Below are 16,209 nucleotides of genomic sequence, written 5' to 3' on the forward strand. Positions count from 1 at the left end.
GAATCGTAATGGATTTTTTCAGTAGTGAAGAAATAGTTGCAAGCTTAGGTGATAAGGCAGAAATGAAAGGTAAATTATCGTTTGTTCGACTCTGTATTTTAGGCATCATGGCTGGTTTTTGTATTGCACTGGGTTACTTGGCGTTTATTCGTATCACTGGAACTGCCCCCACAGAATGGGGAAGTTTTAACAACTTTCTGGGTGGAGCTTTATTTCCAGTTGGATTGATAGCGCTTACTTTTGTTGGTGGTGAGTTAGCAACAGGCAATATGATGGTAATGACATTAGGCGTATTACAGAAAAAGGTTCGAGTGGGCGCTCTTTGTTATAACTGGATAGTTGTTTTATTGACCAATTGTCTAGGCGGATTTCTTGTGGCGTATTTATTTGGCCATATTGTTGGGTTAACTGAAGGTGCGTTTCTGGATAAAACAGTCGCAGTTGCTCAGGCGAAAATTGCTGATCCACCGCTAGTTGCTTTTGTTTCAGGGATTGGCTGTAATATTTTTGTTTGTTTAGCGGTTTATCTCGGAGCGTTGGCAAAATCATATTTAGGTAAAATGTTTGGCTTATGGTTTCCTGTCATGGTTTTCGTTGTTTGTGGGTTTCAACACGTGGTCGCCAATGCGTTTATTATTCCAGCGGCAATTTTTTCACAAAGTACCACAATCAGTTGGTGGGATTATTTGCAGAATACATTATGGGTATTTTTAGGCAATGCAGTAGGTGGCAGTCTTTTTATGGCCGTACCATTGATCTTTATGACAAAACCAGCAACTGTCAAACCAAGAGTTGAGAAAACGATTCAGACGGAGGAGCTCTATGGCAATTGAGATACCAAACATGATTCAAATTGGTTCTACTGGTCGGAATAGTGGCAAAACGACATTAGCCGAAGCTCTTATTAAACAGTACCAAGAAGTCTATCCAATTTATGGCTTGAAGATTATTACGATTAGTGGTCAACGAGGGGTGTGTCAACGAGGCACAAAAGGATGCGGAATTTGTACCAGTATTACAGCTGGTTATGAATTAGTAGAAGAGCAAGAGACGATTGGCAATAAAGATACCATGAAATTATTAGCTGCAGGCTGTCAAAAAGTTTTTCTATTGAAAGTTTTTCAAGAAAATTTGGCGGAAGCCATTCAGCAATTTCTGAAAGCTGTGCCGGCCCAAGCATTAATCATTTGTGAATCAAATTCATTACGTAATGTTGTGCAGCCAGGACTATTTCTTATGATGAATAACCAGAATCGCCAAAAAGAATCAGCAAAAAAAGTTATAGATAAAGCCGATTTTTGTTTACTATCTGCTGAAATACCAAAAGAATTGCGTATCTATTATCAAGGAGAACAACTTCAAGTTTCACTAAAAAGGGGGAATAAAAAGGAATGTGTGCATTAAGCTTAATTGAAAAAGAAGCGATTATTCTAGAAAACGATGCTGATCCACAACGAATTTTAAATATTTTAATTGAATTACAATTTGCTTCAGAAGAAGGGTATATCGATCAGGAGACAGCTCAATTAGTTGCAGAGCATCTACATTTAACGGAAGCGCGAGTCTATGAAATCGTCAGTTTTTATGCCATTTTAAAGACGGAACCGCAAGCGAAGTATGTCTTGAAGATTTGTAACAGCACACCGTGTCATTATACTGGTGGGGCGATGGTTGCCGAAGTTTTAGAAACCATTTTAGAAGTGCCAGAGAATCAGCCGACACCAGATGGCTTATTTATGTATCACAGTATTCCTTGTATCGGGGCTTGTGATTTAGGTCCAGTAATTAAAATTAAGGACACCGTTTTTAGTCAACTAACAGAAGAGAAAATTTATCAATTAATTCAACATTTACAAAATGATTGCTATGAAGGACTGTAGGAGGTGAGTCAATGCTTAAGAGAAACCAACCAATGTTATTAGAGAGAATGGGAAAAATGCAATCTGCGACCGATGTTGCTGAATATTGTAAATACGATGGATTTGATGGTTTAAAAAGAGCAATTTCACTATCGGATGAAGAAATTTTAAACGAACTGGATGTTGCTCACTTAAGAGGTCGCGGTGGAGCAGCCTATCCTTTAGGAAAAAAATGGCGCCATCTTTATCATGCAAAAGGAACCACAAAGTACATTGTTTGTAATGCTGATGAAGGCGAACCAGGGACCTTTAAGGATAAAGTACTTTTATCTGAAGATCCATTGAGTGTGATTGAAGGAATGATTATTGCTGGCTATTTATTTTCAGCAAAAGCAGGTTATATTTATATGCGAGGAGAATATCGCAGAATCCAAAAAACATTTCAAGAAGCACTCGATAATGCACGACAAGCTGGCTTTTTAGGGGAAAACATTTTAGGAATTGAAGGATTCAATTATGATATTACGATTATTTCTGGTGCTGGCGCCTATATTTGTGGGGAAAATTCAGCACTTTTAAATTCAATTGAAGGAAAAACGGGGCAGCCGCGTGTCAAACCACCACACTTAGCAGATGTTGGTTTATATTTGCAACCAACATTAGTAAATAATGTTGAATCATTTGCAAGTGTTCCTATAATTTTACGAGAAGGTGGACAAGCCTTTTTAGAGATGGGTACTGCCGATGGTGGCGGCACAAAGCTAATTTGTTTGTCTGGACATATTAAAAATCGGGGCTTATACGAGGTCAACCTTGGAACACCATTAGAAGAAATAATTTATGGCGAGCAATACGGCGGAGGCTCTGCAACTGGTCGAGCATTAAAATTTATTCATTTCGGTGGACAATCCGGTCCAATTGGTGCTGTTGCAACGTTAAGGGATTGTTTGTATTCCTACGAAGATTTATGGGCCCATGACTTATCTGTCGGCTCTGGCGCAATTGTAGTAATGGATGATTCAGTCAATGTTGTGGACTATTTAGTACACGTGGCGGCCTTTTTTGCTCATGAGTCCTGTGGTAAATGCACCCCTTGTCGATTGGGAACAACTAGGATTTTGGAATTATTGAGTAAATTCAATCGGAACGAGGCAACAGCTAGTGATTTGCCACGATTGGAAAAGATGCTCACACATGTCACGCGATTATCAGCTTGTGGTTTGGGCCAATCCGTCGCAAATCCAATGAAGAGTGCATTGGCTTTGTTTCCAGAAGAATTTGAAACGACTGCTGAAACAGAAATCTATGCCACCAGCAAAGGAGGTTGGTAAAAATGAAAACAAAGTTGCATACGCAAACAGTTACGTTGTCTATTGATAACCAAGAAGTAACTGTGCCTAAAGGGACTACTATTCTCGAAGCAGCGAAAGGGCTAGGTGTTGAAATTCCAACGCTCTGTCATTTAAAGGAATTAGCACCTGATGGTTCTTGTCGGATGTGCGTGGTTGAGGTGGAAGGCGGCCGACGTGGTGGCTTAACAACTGCTTGTACGGCACATTGTCAAGAGGACATGGTTGTGGCAACACATTCTGAAAAAGTTGCTGATTCCAGACGTTTTATTCTTGATTTATTATTGAGTAATCATAAATTAGAATGTTTTTCTTGTGGAAAAAACGGGGATTGTCAATTACAACAGTATGCGCTAGATTATGGGATTGATGCCACTAGCTTTACCGAGGGGAAAAGAATGCCTTGCCACCAAGAAGATACCAGTAATCCATTTTTCTCTTATGATCCAGAAAAGTGTATCATGTGTCGTCGTTGTGCCCGTGTCTGTCAATTGCGGCAGGGAAGAGATGTACTCAGTATTGCTAATCGTGGCTTTGAAACAAAAATGATGCCGAGTTATGGACAGGCGTTTGATCAATCTATCTGTGAATCATGTGGCAATTGTGTCTCTTCCTGTCCTACAGGTGCGTTAACAGCAAAAGATATGAAAGAGTACCGCAAATGGGAAACCCAGAAAATTCCTACAACTTGTCCGCATTGTGGGACAGGCTGTCAGATGAATTTACTCGTTAAAAACAATCGTTTGGTGGGTGTTGAACCCCTAGATGGACCAGCTAATAAAAATTTACTTTGTGTGAAAGGAAAATTTGCTTCATATAAATTTGTTGGGTCAGGAGATCGCTTAACGGAGCCATTAATTAAACGGAATGGGATTTTTGAACCTGCTTCTTGGGAAGAAGCCTTAACGCTTGTTTCGTCAAAATTTAACGAAATTAAAGCAGAAAACGGTCCAGATGCTCTTGCTGGTTTTTCGTGCTCTAGAGCGACAAATGAAGATAATTATGTCTTTCAAAAAATGGTGCGTGCTGCTTTTGGTACCAATAATGTTGATAACTGTGCCCGTGTTTGTCATTCGGCTTCGGTCCATGGTTTAGCCCAAACCTTAGGCTCTGGTGCGATGACTAATCCTATTGCTGATATCACTGAAGATGTCGACATGATTTTATTAGTAGGTTCCAATCCAGAAGAAGCTCATCCAGTTATTGGTGCGCAAATTCGCCAAGCCATCCAAAGAGGAACGCAAGTTGTTGTTGTTGATCCGCGGAAAATTAACTTAGTGAAGGATAGTGCGCTGCATTTACAAGTTCAGGCGGGAACGAATGTCGCATTTGCTAATGGCATGATGCATGTGATTTTGAAAGAAGGTTTAGCAGATCGCCACTTTATTGAAGAACGGACAGAAGGATTTTCAGATTTAGAAAAAATGGTGGCTGATTATACGCCGGAAAAAGTCGCAGAAATTTGTCATATTCATCCAGAAGATTTAATTCAAGCAGCACGCATGTATGCAAAAGCAGAGAAAGCACCAATCATTTATTGTTTAGGCGTAACGGAACATTCGACAGGAACTGAGGGTGTTATGAGTATGTCTAATTTGGCAATGTTGGTTGGTAAAGTTGGAAAACCAGGCTGTGGTGTCAATCCTTTGCGAGGTCAAAATAATGTTCAAGGTGCTTGCGATATGGGCTGTATGCCTTATGATTTCCCAGGCTATCAAAAAGTCAATAATCCAGAAGTGATCGACAAATTTGAAAAAGCTTGGCATGTGCCGTTGAATCGAAACACAGGTTTAACTTCTACTAAAGTCTTGCCAGCAGCAACGGCAGGAAATGTCAAAGGCCTTTATATTTTTGGAGAAGATCCAATTGTTACGGATCCAGACACAGGACATGTTCGTCAAGCTTTAGAAAGTTTAGACTTTTTAGTTGTTCAAGAATTATTTATGACCGAAACGGCTGCTTATGCAGATGTCGTTTTACCAGGCATCAGTTATGCAGAAAAAGACGGGACATTTACAAATACAGAACGGCGCGTGCAAAGAGTCCGTAAAGCTGTTGAACCAAGAGGACAAGCGCGAGAAGACTATGAAATTTTTTGTGAAGTCATGACACGAATGGGCTATCCTTGTGCGTATGAATCTGCAAAAGAAATTATGAAAGAAATTTCAGCTGTGACGCCTTCGTTTGGTGGAATTAATTATGAACGATTAGAGAAGGAGAGCTTACAATGGCCTTGTCGTAGCTTGACAGATCCAGGTACGCCGATTATGCATGTGGGCAGTTTTGCTCGTGGGAAAGGTTTATTTAAAGCAATTCCGTATAAGCAAGCCCAAGAATTACCAGATGAAGAGTACCCGTATTTAATGTCGACAGGCCGAATGCTTTACCATTACAATACCCGAGCAATGACAGGACGAACGGAAGGGATTAACCAAATAGCGAATCACTCTTATATTGAGATAAATGCAGTCGATGCACAAGCTCTGGGAATCCAAGAAGGTGACAAAGTTGAAGTTCATTCTCGACGTGGCAAAATCGAAACCTATGCGGCTGTCGGAAATCGAGTATTTCCGCAAGAAGTCTTTATGACATTCCACTTTCCAGATGGGAATGTTAACGAAATCACCAATGCTGTATTTGATGATATCGCCACAATTCCTGAATATAAAGTTTGTGCCGTTGCGATTAAACCAGTGAATAAATAAAAAAGGATGGTTAAAACATGATCGAGTTGGAAGAAGCACGAGAGAAAATGACCCAACATATGAAGAGTCAATGTGAAACAGAAGAAGTGGCGCTGCTTGATTCCTTGGGACGGATTAGCGGAGAAACCATTTTTGCAGAGACAGCGATTCCTCATTTTCCTCGTGCCGGAATGGATGGGTATGCCGTTCGTGCAGTAGAAACACGAGGTGCGACTGCTGAAAGCCCAAGTTGTTTAAAAGTCGTCGGTTCTTTAGTGGCAGGGGATTCCATGTTTTATTGTAATCAGACGAATAACTGTGCGATTAAAATAACAACAGGTGCTTTTATTCCAACCGATTTTGATGCTGTAGTGCCACAAGAATGGACGGATTTTGGGCAAGACCATGTTAAAATTTTTCGCTCTGTCACTGCGGGCCAAAACTATGCGGAAATTGGAGAAGATATTGCTTTTCAGCAAAAAATTTTAGCAAAACATCAACAGATTAATAGTCGCATGATTGGTTTGTTGGCAATGCAAGGGATTGATAAAGTTGTTGTTTTGAAGCGCATGAAGGTGGGGATTTTAGCGACCGGTAGTGAGTTAGTTTCTTTGGAAGAACCGCTGTCAATTGGGAAAATTTATAATAGTAATCTCTACATGTTAGCAGCTTTTGTCAAAGCAAGTGGCAATGAAGTAATCCACCTAGACCATTGTTCAGATGACCCTGAAGAATTGGCGAAGAGGCTGATTGAGATTTCACCAAAACTTGATGTATTAATTACTTGTGGTGGTGTTTCGGTAGGTGAAAAGGACAATTTACCTTTAGCAATTAAACGTATCGGAGGAACAGAGTTGTTTCATTTTGTAAATATGAAACCTGGAACCCCAGTTATGGGAAGTCAATTTCAAGAAACACTCATTTTAAGCGTTTCAGGCAATCCGTTTGCGGCAATGGTTAATTTACATCTTTTTTACTGGACATTATTAGCTACTTTTTTTAATTGTGTCGAGTTAAATCTCAAGGAACGAACAGTAATTTTAGCGCATGAATTAACCCCTAGTAGACTACGTCGATTTTACCGAGCGAAAGAAATAGATGGCACAGTAAATTTAGTGACAAAAAGTCATCTTTCATCCAATTTATCAAATACTTTAGAAACAAATTGCCTGCTAGAACAACCAGCTGGTGTACTACTCAAAAAAGGCGCGCTTGTAAAAGTCTATTATTGGCAAACTTGATGACAACCTGACCTAAGATTAGTATGAAAGTAAAAGCCTGGAACAAAAATCACTTTGGATTTTTGTTCCAGGCTTAAAAATTGATAAACGGCGGGAACAGAAGCAACACTACGCGTTGCTCCGATCTCAACAACTTCTAAGGTGTTTTCTCGACATGCGTCTCGTCACAGTACAGCCTTCAAAAGAGCTACAGCTCTAAGAGTTGCGATGTTTCACTGTGAAGCATGAACAGATGAAATCATCGTACCTACTTGGTGAAGGTCCTTCGGAAATAAGCCGAAATTGTTGAGAATCACGAAGAACGTAGTGATTCGATGATGAACAATACCTACTTGGTCTCCAAAAATTAAAGAACACCGGGTCCTTCAATTCTAGCATGTTCCATGCTTAGAAATTGATGCGAACGAAACGGAGTGTAGTGTATCATGCAACATCAACTCGTTCCTCGTTGTGTTTTATGACAATTTTCGGAAATTTCTTCTTATTGCTGAGAAACACTATTTGCAAAGCAAATAGATGTTGAACAGTACCTACTTGGTTCTCGGAGTTAAGCACTTCTGTCCCGACCTCTTATTGCTTATCAAGTTTTAAGACTTAGACAAAAGTCTGGTCAGGCTAAGCGAAGCACGTAATTTTTGTCGCTTAACTTTTTTAACTTCGATTTCTCGCTAAAAAAAATTATGGATGCCAGATTGTTTTTTTGATGCAAGAGTGATACACTTGAAAAAGAAGTATTGTGTAAACGTTAACAAATGTCAAATGTGAGGTGGAGAAATGGTTCAAAGTAAGGAATTTACGCACTTGAATACACAAGGAGAAGTGCATATGGTTGATATTTCGGAAAAAAATGACACTCAAAGAACAGCCCTCGCTTATGGAGAAATTCACATGTTGGAAGCGATTCAGACCCAAATGATTAAAAAAGGTGAAGTATTACAGGTAGCAAGAGTAGCTGGGATTACCGCCGCAAAACGAACGTTTGAATGGATTCCTTTGTGTCATTTGGTTGCTTTGACAAAGTGTGAAATTCAGTTTGATTGGCGCAATCAAACTTGTTTAGAAGTACGTTGCTTTACAAAAACAGTGGGTTCAACTGGCGTTGAAATGGAAGCGCTAACAGGTGTGCAGGCAGCACTCTTAACAATTTATGACATGTGTAAAGCAATTGATCGAGGAATGACAATGACAAACATTGGTTTATTAGAGAAAAATGGTGGACGTAGTGGTCATTTCATTCGTTCTTCAATTAAATCAAAGGAAAGTGATGAGTGAACAGCATGAAAGATGCATTTAACCGTGAAATTGATTATGTTCGTTTGTCTTTAACAGATCGTTGTGACTTACGTTGCACGTATTGCATGCCAGCAACAGGTCTTTGCTTTTTAAAAAAAGAGCAGCTTCTAACAGATGATGAGATTATTTTTTTATTGAGGATACTAGCGAAAGAAGGCATCAAAAAAGTTAAATTAACAGGTGGTGAACCGCTTGTTAGACCGAATTTACTCTCTTTAATTAAAAGGATAAAGCAAATCTCAGGAATCGAAAAAGTAACCTTAACGACTAATGGCATGAAGTTAGCTCGTGAGGCTCAAGGATTAAAAGAGGCGGGCTTGGACGGCATTAATATTAGCTTAGACACTTTGGATCCAGAAGAATTTCGTGAAATAACAAGAGTTGGTCAGTTAAGGAATGTTCTGACGGGCTTAGAACAAGCGATTGATGTGGGATTACCTAATATCAAAATTAATACTGTAGCTAGGAAAGAGCTAAGTGAAGCAACAATTGTAGAACTGGCTGAAATCGCTAAGAAAGAGACTGTGCATCTTCGTTTCATTGAAATGATGCCAATTGGATTAGGGAAGGAGCATCCAGGTAAGCAACAAGAAGAAGTAGAAGCCATTTTAACCAAATATTATGGAACGTTGCAACCATACCAAAAACCATTGGGCAATGGCCCTGCTAGTTATTACGCCTTAAAAGATTTTAAAGGGAAAATAGGTTTTATTAGTGCATTAGGGCATTGTTTTTGCGAGACGTGCAATCGAATCCGAATTACTGCAGACGGCCATTTAAAAACGTGCCTGCATTCTGCAGACGGCTACTCGTTAAAGGAAGCTTTAGCTAAGGAACAAACAGCAGAATTGTTAGGGATTATCAAGAGTGGCATTGCCTGTAAGCCTGAAAAACATCTTTTCTTGGAACAACAAGGAGAACAACGATTTATGTCACAAATAGGAGGGTAAGTATGAAAACAGGAGAAATTATTGCAATAAATATTAGCCCGCGAAGAGGCACACAGAAAAAGGAAATTCCTGAAGTCAACTTAATTAAAGGTTTCGGATTAGAAAATGATGCGCACGGCGGGAATTGGCATCGACAAGTCAGTTTGTTATCTTTTGAAGAAATAACGGCTTTCAATGAAAAAGGAGCTCGGGTTGGCAATGGTGCTTTCGGGGAAAATATTATCGTCTCAGGGATTGATTTACGTCAATTACCTGTTGGAACGAAAATGAAAATAGGCGATTCCGAATTGGTGGTTACTCAAATTGGGAAAGAGTGCCATAAACACTGTCAGATTTACGCGCGAGTGGGCGATTGCATCATGCCTAGAGAAGGGATTTTTGCAGTTGTTGTGACAGAAGGTCATATTAAAAAAGGAGACCAGTTAGACGTTGTTTAAAGTGGGCATTGTAACATTAAGTGATCGTTGCTTTCAAGGACTTGCTGTCGATCAATCGGGTCCCTTGATTCGTGAACAGTTACCTGTGCTCTACCAGGTAACGAAACAAACCATTTTACCAGATGAAGAAAATCAATTAGTAGAGCTATTGCAAGAGTGGTCTAAGACCTGTGATTTGATTTTAACAACAGGCGGCACAGGATTGAGTGAACGGGATCGGACCCCAGAAGCAACCTTACGTGTAGCAGAACGAGTCGTTCCTGGAATCAGTGAGGGCTTGCGTCAACTTAGCTTGGAAAAAACACCATTTGCTATGTTAAGTCGAGGCGTTTCTGTTCAAAGAGGACGCACGCTCATTGTTAATTTGCCTGGTAGCCCGAAAAGTGTAACAGAACATTTGCATTTTTTGTTGCCTGTTTTGCCCCACGCTTTGGATTTAATCACAAATAAAAAAATCATACATGATGAGGAATAAACCATGAAAACAATTCGAACAGAAGAGGCAGTTGGCCTTCCATTGAGTCATGATATTACGCGAATTGACTATGGGAAGACCAAGGAAGTGTGTTTTAAAAAAGGACATATAGTTGTTCAAGAAGATATTCCAATTCTTTTATCATTAGGGAAAAAACATCTGTTTGTTTCCTTGGATCCAGCAGAAATACATGAAGAAGAGGCAGCGACATTTTTGTATAACCTGTTAACAGATGACTCATGTCAGCCGAGTGAAGTCCATGAAGGAAAAATTGTTGCTAAAGCTAGCACGAGAGGCCTTTTAAAAGTCAATCGAGAAAAATTAATTGCTTTAAATGAAATTGAAGGTCTCGCCTTGTCAACTAAAGTTACCAATATAGAAGTTCAGAAAGATGAAAAAGTTGCAGCCTTTCGAGTGATTCCACTAACAATTTCTAAAAGCCAATTAGAAAAGGCACGCCAGTTCAGCACGTCTGAGCCACTAATCTCTTTGAAACCTTTCAAAAAAATACGGGTCGGGATTGTAACTACTGGCAGTGAAGTTTACACAGGATTGGTTGAGGATGCTTTTTACCCTGTGTTAAAAGCCAAGTTCTCCGCGTATCCTTTAGTTACGATTGTCAAGCAAGAAATTGTCGATGATCAGCCGCAAAAAATTACTGTTGCGATCAAAAAGATGTTAGCACAAGGGCTTGATCTGATTGTTTGTACAGGTGGTATGAGTGTAGATCCTGATGATTTGACACCGTTAGCAATTAAGCAGACAGGTGCTGAAATCGTAACCCATGGGACACCAGTCTTACCAGGCTCAATGTTTTTGCTAGCTTATAAAGGAGAGCAGACGATCATTGGCTTACCAGGTGGTGTTTTATTTTCAGAAAAAACGGTTTTTGATTTGCTGTTACCAAGATTAATGGCCAAAGAAGTGATTAAAAAATCTGAAATTATTGACTTGAGTTATGGCGGGTATTTATAAAAGAAAAGAGGCGTTCAAATGTCTAAACAAAAAAAGACTGTGTTCTTGCTTAGCTTATTCAGTTTAGTTGCCCTAATTGCTGCATGTACAAATCAGCCGCAAAAAGAAACAGTTTCAACAAAAAAAGAAGAAATAACCCTTGCGGCAGCAGCTAGCTTAGAATCAGTCATGGAGAAGAAAATTATTCCAGCCTTTGAAAAAGAGCATCCAGATATTCAGGTAACTGGAACCTATGATAGTTCTGGAAAATTACAGATGCAAATTGAAAAAGGCCTAAAAGCCGATGTATTTTTCTCGGCTTCGACAAAACAAATGAATGCATTGGTTGCAGAAAAACTAATTAATAAAAAAAGTGTCGTACCTTTATTGGAAAACCAGCTCGTTCTTATTGTGCCTAACCAAGATCAAGCAAAGTGGCATGATTTTTCTGATTTAAAAAAAGCCCAAATGATAGCAATTGGTGATCCTGCAAGTGTTCCAGCTGGTCAATATGCCGAAGAAGGCTTAAAAGCTTTAGGCGCTTGGTCTTATGTAGAAAAACACGCAAGCTTTGGCACGAATGTAACAGAAGTCCTTGAATGGGTAGCTAATGCAAGTGCAGAAGCTGGCTTGGTTTATGCGACAGATGCAGCAACCAATTCAAAAGTAGCGATTGTTGCGGCCATGCCTGAAGCTGCTTTGAAAAAGCCAATTATCTATCCAGTTGGTAAAGTTGCCGCCTCTAAGAAACAAAAATCAGCAGATGCTTTTTTAAATTTTTTACAGAGTCAACAATGCAGAAAATATTTTGAAAATATTGGCTTTAAGTTAACAAAGTAGGTGGGAAAATGGATGTTCGACCAATTCTTTTATCTTTTCAGACAGCAATAATCGCCATTTTATTTACTTTTGTTTTAGGAACAGGCGTTGCGTATATTGTTTTTCGTTTGAAAAATCGTAAATTAAAAATTCTTTTGAATAGTTTATTTACGTTGCCATTAGTTTTACCGCCGACTGTTTTTGGTTTTTTTCTCTTAACTATTTTTGGTGTTCAGCAACCAGTGGGCCAGTTTTTACTTGATTTTTTTGCCATTCAAGTTGTTTTTTCGTGGCCAGCTACGGTTATTGCTGCCGTTGCTGTTTCATTTCCTTTAATGTATCGTTCAGCCTTAACGGCGTTTGAACAAATGGATAGTGAATTGTTGGCGGTGGCCCAGACACTCGGGTTTTCGGAAAGTGGATATTTTAGAAAAATTGCGTTACCTTTGTCGATGAACGGTCTCTTGGCCGGTGGCGTGTTAGCCTTTGCCCGTGGGTTAGGCGAATTTGGAGCGACGACAATGTTAGCAGGGAATATTGCTGGCAAAACAAGAACGCTTCCTTTAGCTATCTACTCTGCTGTAGCAAGTGGGGATTGGCGCTTAGCCAATCAATATGTTGTGATTATGTTATTACTTTGCCTGATTATTTTATTTTTTACGGAATTTTTTAGTCAGCGCGCTTGGAGAAGATCGGAATGAGATTAATTGTTGATATTCAAAAAGAATTGAAAAGTCATACTTTGCAAATTCAGTTTGAAACAAAGACTCAAACAACAGGAATTTTAGGTGCTTCTGGTTGTGGCAAGAGTATGTTGTTAAAATGTATTGCGGGTGTTGAGACTGCGGATAAAGGTCAGATTGTTTTAAATGATCAAGTCTTATTCGATACTGAAAAAAAGATCAATTTGTCGCCGCAACAACGAAAAATTGGTCTTTTGTTTCAACAGTATGCGTTGTTTCCTCATTTGTCGGTAGTAGAAAATCTGACGTGCGTGACAAAAGATTTACAATTGGTCACTCAATTGCTTGCATCTTTTCACTTAACTAAAGTCCAACAACAATATCCTAGTCAACTTTCTGGAGGACAAAGACAGCGAGTGGCTTTTGCGCGAATGCTAGCGGCTCAGCCGGCTTACCTGTTATTAGATGAGCCATTTTCCGCATTAGATGCACCCTTAAAGGAAGAGCTGCAAATTGAACTTCAACAGCGATTAAGTAATTTAAATCAACATGCCTTAATTGTGAGTCATAGTTTAGATGAACTGTATAAGTTATGTCAGAGTTTAGTGATAATCACAAAAAACCAAACACTTTTTGGTGCAACAAATCAATTATTTAACCAACCTCAAACGATTGAAGCAGCTAAACTCACTGGTTGTAAAAATATTTGGCCTGTCAAACGCATAGATGCGCACAGAGTCCAAGTGATTGGCTGGCAACAAACACTAACGGTTACACAAGAAGTTCCTATTTCTTGTCATTCTATTGGAATTCGGGCCCATGATTTCACAACAGAACCGCAGGCAACCAATCAGATCGAAGTGCATCACTTACAAACATTGTCAGCACCTTTTGAACAAAGTGCTTGGTTTCAACACCAACAAACCAAAATTTGGTGGAAAGGGAGCAATAGACTCAATCCGAAAGTTATTACTCAGTTATCCATTCCACCTACAGCAATTATGCCATTATGTCTATAAAATAGAAAAAGATTACGTGAAGCGGTTGACATATGATTGCATCTTCATTTATAATAGATTCATGAAAGGTTATTCATGTAAACGGAATAATCGCTATTATATAGGGAGTGAAGGTGTTTAAATGCAAAAGAGTTATAAACTAGAAGGACTTGATTGTGCAAGTTGTGCAGACAAAATTGAAAAATCTGTCCAAAAAATTCACGGAGTAGAAAAAGCGCGTGTGGACTTCATGGCTGAAAAGATGACACTGGAAGTTGAATCAGGACATGATTTAGAAGTCGAAAATGAAGCGCGTGCAGTGATTGGTAAGTTAGAACCAGATGTCAAAGTTATTTCTTTAAAAGATGTCAAAGAAGAAGAGGGACGTAATCCAAATAAGAATCGCTTAATTCGTATCATTATTGCATTTGTTTTATTTTTAGCACTTATTATCATTAAGCCAAGTAATAATTGGGTTGCTTTGGCGTCTTATTTAGTCGTTTATGTCTTAATTGGTGGCGACATTGTCAAACGAGCGGTAACGAATATTTTTCGTGGGGAAGTGTTTGATGAAAATTTCTTAATGTCTGTGGCAACGATCGGGGCATTCTTTATTGGGGAATATCCCGAAGCTGTGGCAGTAATGTTGTTCTACCAGGTCGGCGAATGGTTCCAAAGTGCTGCGGTTGATCAATCCAGAAAATCAATTGCCAAATTAATGGATATTCGTCCAGATTCAGCAAATCTTTTAGTAAATGGACAAATAAAAGCGGTCGCTCCAGATACAATTGAAATTGGGCAACAAATATTAGTGAAACCAGGTGAAAAAGTTCCATTAGATGGTCAAATTATTGATGGATCAAGCATGGTAGATACCTCTGCGTTAACTGGTGAATCCGTTCCAAGAACGGTCAAAGTCGGCGATGAAATCTTAGGTGGTTTTATCAATAAAAATGGGGCCTTGACCATTAATGTTACGAAAAAATTTGGGGATTCAACAGTTAGCAAAATTTTAGATTTAGTTGAAAATGCTAGCAGTAAAAAAGCCCCTGCAGAAAACTTTATTTCTAAATTTGCTCGTTACTATACACCAGTTGTCGTTGTTTTAGCTGTCTTATTGGCAGTGATTCCACCATTTATTTTCCCTGATACTTCTATTAATGAATGGGTTTATCGGGCATTAACGTTCTTGGTTATTTCTTGTCCATGTGCCTTAGTCATTTCTGTTCCTTTAAGTTTCTTCGGTGGAATTGGCGGAGCCAGTAAACTAGGTGTTTTAATTAAAGGAAGTAACTATTTAGAAATTTTAGCGAATACGGAAACGATTGTTTTTGATAAAACTGGTACGCTAACAAAAGGAAATTTTGTGGTTCAAAACATAACTAGTGTTGTTTTACCTGAAGAAGAGTTGTTACGTTTAACAGCAACAGCAGAACAATTATCCACTCATCCAATTGCTATTTCTATTAAAGAAAGCTATGGCAAAGAAACAGTTCCAGCAACAGCAATTGAAGAGGTTGCCGGACACGGTATCAAAGCCACAATTGAAGGCAAAACAGTTTTAGTCGGTAATGCGAAGTTAATGAAACAATTTGGTATCGAAGCACCAGAAGTGAAGGAAGCGGGAACTTTAATTTTTGTCGCTATTGATAATCAATTTGCAGGCTACTTAGTGATTGCGGATCAATTGAAACCAGACGCCATTTCAGCAATAAAAGAATTAAAAGCTGAAGGGGTCAAACAAACTGTTATGCTGACTGGAGACAATCAACAAGTTGCAGAAGCTATTGCAAAAGAAGTTGGTGTTGACAAAGTTTATGCAGAACTTTTACCAGATGGCAAAGTGGATCGTTTAGAAGAGTTGTTAAAAGCATCTTCACCTAAAAACAAAGTTGCCTTTGTTGGTGACGGCATGAATGATGCACCTGTTTTAGCCCGGGCTGATGTTGGGATTGCCATGGGTGGTTTAGGAAGTGACGCGGCAATTGAAGCTGCTGATGTGGTGATTATGAATGATGAACCAAGTCGTATCGCCTCTGCGATTAAATTATCAAGAAAAACATTGAGAATTGTTAAACAAAACATTATCTTTGCGATTGCTGTTAAAATCATTGTTTTGGTACTAGGTGCATTAGGCTTGGCTTCAATGCAAGCAGCAGTGTTTGCTGATGTTGGTGTAACTATTATCGCTGTTTTAAATGCTATGCGTTGTTTACGTGTAGAAAAGATGAAAGATAATAACTAAGCCTTAAAAAGTACAGCTGAAACAAACATTTTTAGCTGATTATCAGAGTTTGAGCGTGGGACAAAAATCATTTTGACTTTTTGTTCCACGCTTTTTCTCCTACACAATTTCTATTCGTTCTTAAATTGCCAGAGTTCTTGTAAAGAAATCTTTAAATTTTTCGCTTTGTGGCATATAATAAGAAAGAATTTGTACGAAAATTGCGCTTCGCTTTTTTTTCAT

The 16,209-nt window shown here is 39.0% G+C and carries 15 protein-coding genes; all 15 read left to right on the top strand.

Annotated elements, in window-relative coordinates; genetic code table 11:
• Positions 1-8: 8 nt before the first annotated feature.
• The 15 genes from IGL56_RS05770 to IGL56_RS05840 all read left to right on the top strand — a co-directional run bounded on the left by IGL56_RS05770 (position 9) and on the right by IGL56_RS05840 (position 15,987).
• Positions 9-833 carry a formate/nitrite transporter family protein gene (locus tag IGL56_RS05770; protein WP_002357725.1) on the top strand — a complete coding sequence of 275 codons (825 nt, stop codon included), beginning with the start codon at positions 9-11 and terminating at the stop codon, positions 831-833.
• Positions 823-1,404 carry a hypothetical protein gene (locus IGL56_RS05775; protein ID WP_002357724.1) on the top strand — a complete coding sequence of 194 codons (582 nt, stop codon included), beginning with the start codon at positions 823-825 and terminating at the stop codon, positions 1,402-1,404. Before IGL56_RS05770 ends, IGL56_RS05775 begins: the two co-directional genes overlap by 11 nt.
• Entirely contained in the window at positions 1,392-1,880 is a 489-nt protein-coding gene (locus IGL56_RS05780) for an NAD(P)H-dependent oxidoreductase subunit E (protein WP_002357722.1), read from the top strand. The genes IGL56_RS05775 and IGL56_RS05780 overlap by 13 nt, the downstream gene beginning before the upstream one ends.
• An 11-nt stretch (positions 1,881-1,891) precedes the next feature.
• Positions 1,892-3,190 (top strand): complex I 51 kDa subunit family protein, encoded by a 1,299-nt coding sequence (locus tag IGL56_RS05785; protein WP_002385936.1) that lies wholly within the window; start codon positions 1,892-1,894, stop codon positions 3,188-3,190.
• Between the two features lie 2 nt (positions 3,191-3,192).
• The gene (gene fdhF / locus IGL56_RS05790; RefSeq protein WP_002381932.1) at positions 3,193-5,913 is read left to right on the top strand and encodes a formate dehydrogenase subunit alpha; all 2,721 of its coding nucleotides are present in this window, start codon (positions 3,193-3,195) and stop codon (positions 5,911-5,913) included.
• A gap of 17 nt (positions 5,914-5,930) precedes the next feature.
• Positions 5,931-7,133: a molybdopterin molybdotransferase MoeA gene (locus IGL56_RS05795; RefSeq protein ID WP_002357718.1), complete on the top strand. Its 1,203-nt coding sequence runs from the start codon at positions 5,931-5,933 to the stop codon at positions 7,131-7,133.
• A gap of 774 nt (positions 7,134-7,907) precedes the next feature.
• Positions 7,908-8,405 carry a cyclic pyranopterin monophosphate synthase MoaC gene (moaC, locus tag IGL56_RS05800; protein ID WP_425137601.1) on the top strand — a complete coding sequence of 166 codons (498 nt, stop codon included), beginning with the start codon at positions 7,908-7,910 and terminating at the stop codon, positions 8,403-8,405.
• Positions 8,402-9,376, top strand: coding sequence for a GTP 3',8-cyclase MoaA (moaA, locus tag IGL56_RS05805; RefSeq protein WP_429861284.1), 975 nt, complete (start codon positions 8,402-8,404; stop codon positions 9,374-9,376). The genes moaC and moaA overlap by 4 nt, the downstream gene beginning before the upstream one ends.
• 2 nt (positions 9,377-9,378) lie before the next feature.
• Positions 9,379-9,813, top strand: coding sequence for an MOSC domain-containing protein (locus IGL56_RS05810; RefSeq protein WP_002357714.1), 435 nt, complete (start codon positions 9,379-9,381; stop codon positions 9,811-9,813).
• On the top strand, positions 9,806-10,288 hold the full coding sequence (locus IGL56_RS05815; protein ID WP_002357713.1) for a MogA/MoaB family molybdenum cofactor biosynthesis protein: 483 nt from the start codon (positions 9,806-9,808) through the stop codon (positions 10,286-10,288). The genes IGL56_RS05810 and IGL56_RS05815 overlap by 8 nt, the downstream gene beginning before the upstream one ends.
• A gap of 3 nt (positions 10,289-10,291) precedes the next feature.
• Entirely contained in the window at positions 10,292-11,263 is a 972-nt protein-coding gene (locus IGL56_RS05820; RefSeq protein WP_065813926.1) for a molybdopterin-binding protein, read from the top strand.
• A gap of 18 nt (positions 11,264-11,281) precedes the next feature.
• Positions 11,282-12,082, top strand: coding sequence for a molybdate ABC transporter substrate-binding protein (modA, locus tag IGL56_RS05825; RefSeq protein WP_002357711.1), 801 nt, complete (start codon positions 11,282-11,284; stop codon positions 12,080-12,082).
• A gap of 8 nt (positions 12,083-12,090) precedes the next feature.
• Positions 12,091-12,762: a molybdate ABC transporter permease subunit gene (gene modB, locus IGL56_RS05830; protein ID WP_065813928.1), complete on the top strand. Its 672-nt coding sequence runs from the start codon at positions 12,091-12,093 to the stop codon at positions 12,760-12,762.
• Positions 12,759-13,763, top strand: a complete 1,005-nt coding sequence (locus IGL56_RS05835) for an ATP-binding cassette domain-containing protein (protein ID WP_002357708.1) — start codon at positions 12,759-12,761, stop codon at positions 13,761-13,763. Before modB ends, IGL56_RS05835 begins: the two co-directional genes overlap by 4 nt.
• Positions 13,764-13,884: 121 nt before the next feature.
• The gene (locus IGL56_RS05840) at positions 13,885-15,987 is read left to right on the top strand and encodes a heavy metal translocating P-type ATPase (RefSeq protein WP_002357707.1); all 2,103 of its coding nucleotides are present in this window, start codon (positions 13,885-13,887) and stop codon (positions 15,985-15,987) included.
• The last annotated feature ends 222 nt before the right edge of the window (positions 15,988-16,209 follow it).

This window comes from Enterococcus sp. DIV1316a (assembly GCF_050536915.1).
GTDB lineage: Bacteria > Bacillota > Bacilli > Lactobacillales > Enterococcaceae > Enterococcus > Enterococcus faecalis.

What these genes read in the sequence shown, in the direction of transcription:
- IGL56_RS05770 (WP_002357725.1), top strand. Translation starts at nt 9, where the DNA reads ATGGATTTTTTCAGTAGTGAAGAAATAGTTGCAAGCTTAGGTGATAAG.
- IGL56_RS05775 (WP_002357724.1), top strand. Translation starts at nt 823, where the DNA reads ATGGCAATTGAGATACCAAACATGATTCAAATTGGTTCTACTGGTCGG.
- IGL56_RS05780 (WP_002357722.1), top strand. Translation starts at nt 1,392, where the DNA reads ATGTGTGCATTAAGCTTAATTGAAAAAGAAGCGATTATTCTAGAAAAC.
- IGL56_RS05785 (WP_002385936.1), top strand. Translation starts at nt 1,892, where the DNA reads ATGCTTAAGAGAAACCAACCAATGTTATTAGAGAGAATGGGAAAAATG.
- fdhF (WP_002381932.1), top strand. Translation starts at nt 3,193, where the DNA reads ATGAAAACAAAGTTGCATACGCAAACAGTTACGTTGTCTATTGATAAC.
- IGL56_RS05795 (WP_002357718.1), top strand. Translation starts at nt 5,931, where the DNA reads ATGATCGAGTTGGAAGAAGCACGAGAGAAAATGACCCAACATATGAAG.
- moaC (WP_425137601.1), top strand. Translation starts at nt 7,908, where the DNA reads ATGGTTCAAAGTAAGGAATTTACGCACTTGAATACACAAGGAGAAGTG.
- IGL56_RS05810 (WP_002357714.1), top strand. Translation starts at nt 9,379, where the DNA reads ATGAAAACAGGAGAAATTATTGCAATAAATATTAGCCCGCGAAGAGGC.
- IGL56_RS05820 (WP_065813926.1), top strand. Translation starts at nt 10,292, where the DNA reads ATGAAAACAATTCGAACAGAAGAGGCAGTTGGCCTTCCATTGAGTCAT.
- modA (WP_002357711.1), top strand. Translation starts at nt 11,282, where the DNA reads ATGTCTAAACAAAAAAAGACTGTGTTCTTGCTTAGCTTATTCAGTTTA.
- modB (WP_065813928.1), top strand. Translation starts at nt 12,091, where the DNA reads ATGGATGTTCGACCAATTCTTTTATCTTTTCAGACAGCAATAATCGCC.
- IGL56_RS05835 (WP_002357708.1), top strand. Translation starts at nt 12,759, where the DNA reads ATGAGATTAATTGTTGATATTCAAAAAGAATTGAAAAGTCATACTTTG.
- IGL56_RS05840 (WP_002357707.1), top strand. Translation starts at nt 13,885, where the DNA reads ATGCAAAAGAGTTATAAACTAGAAGGACTTGATTGTGCAAGTTGTGCA.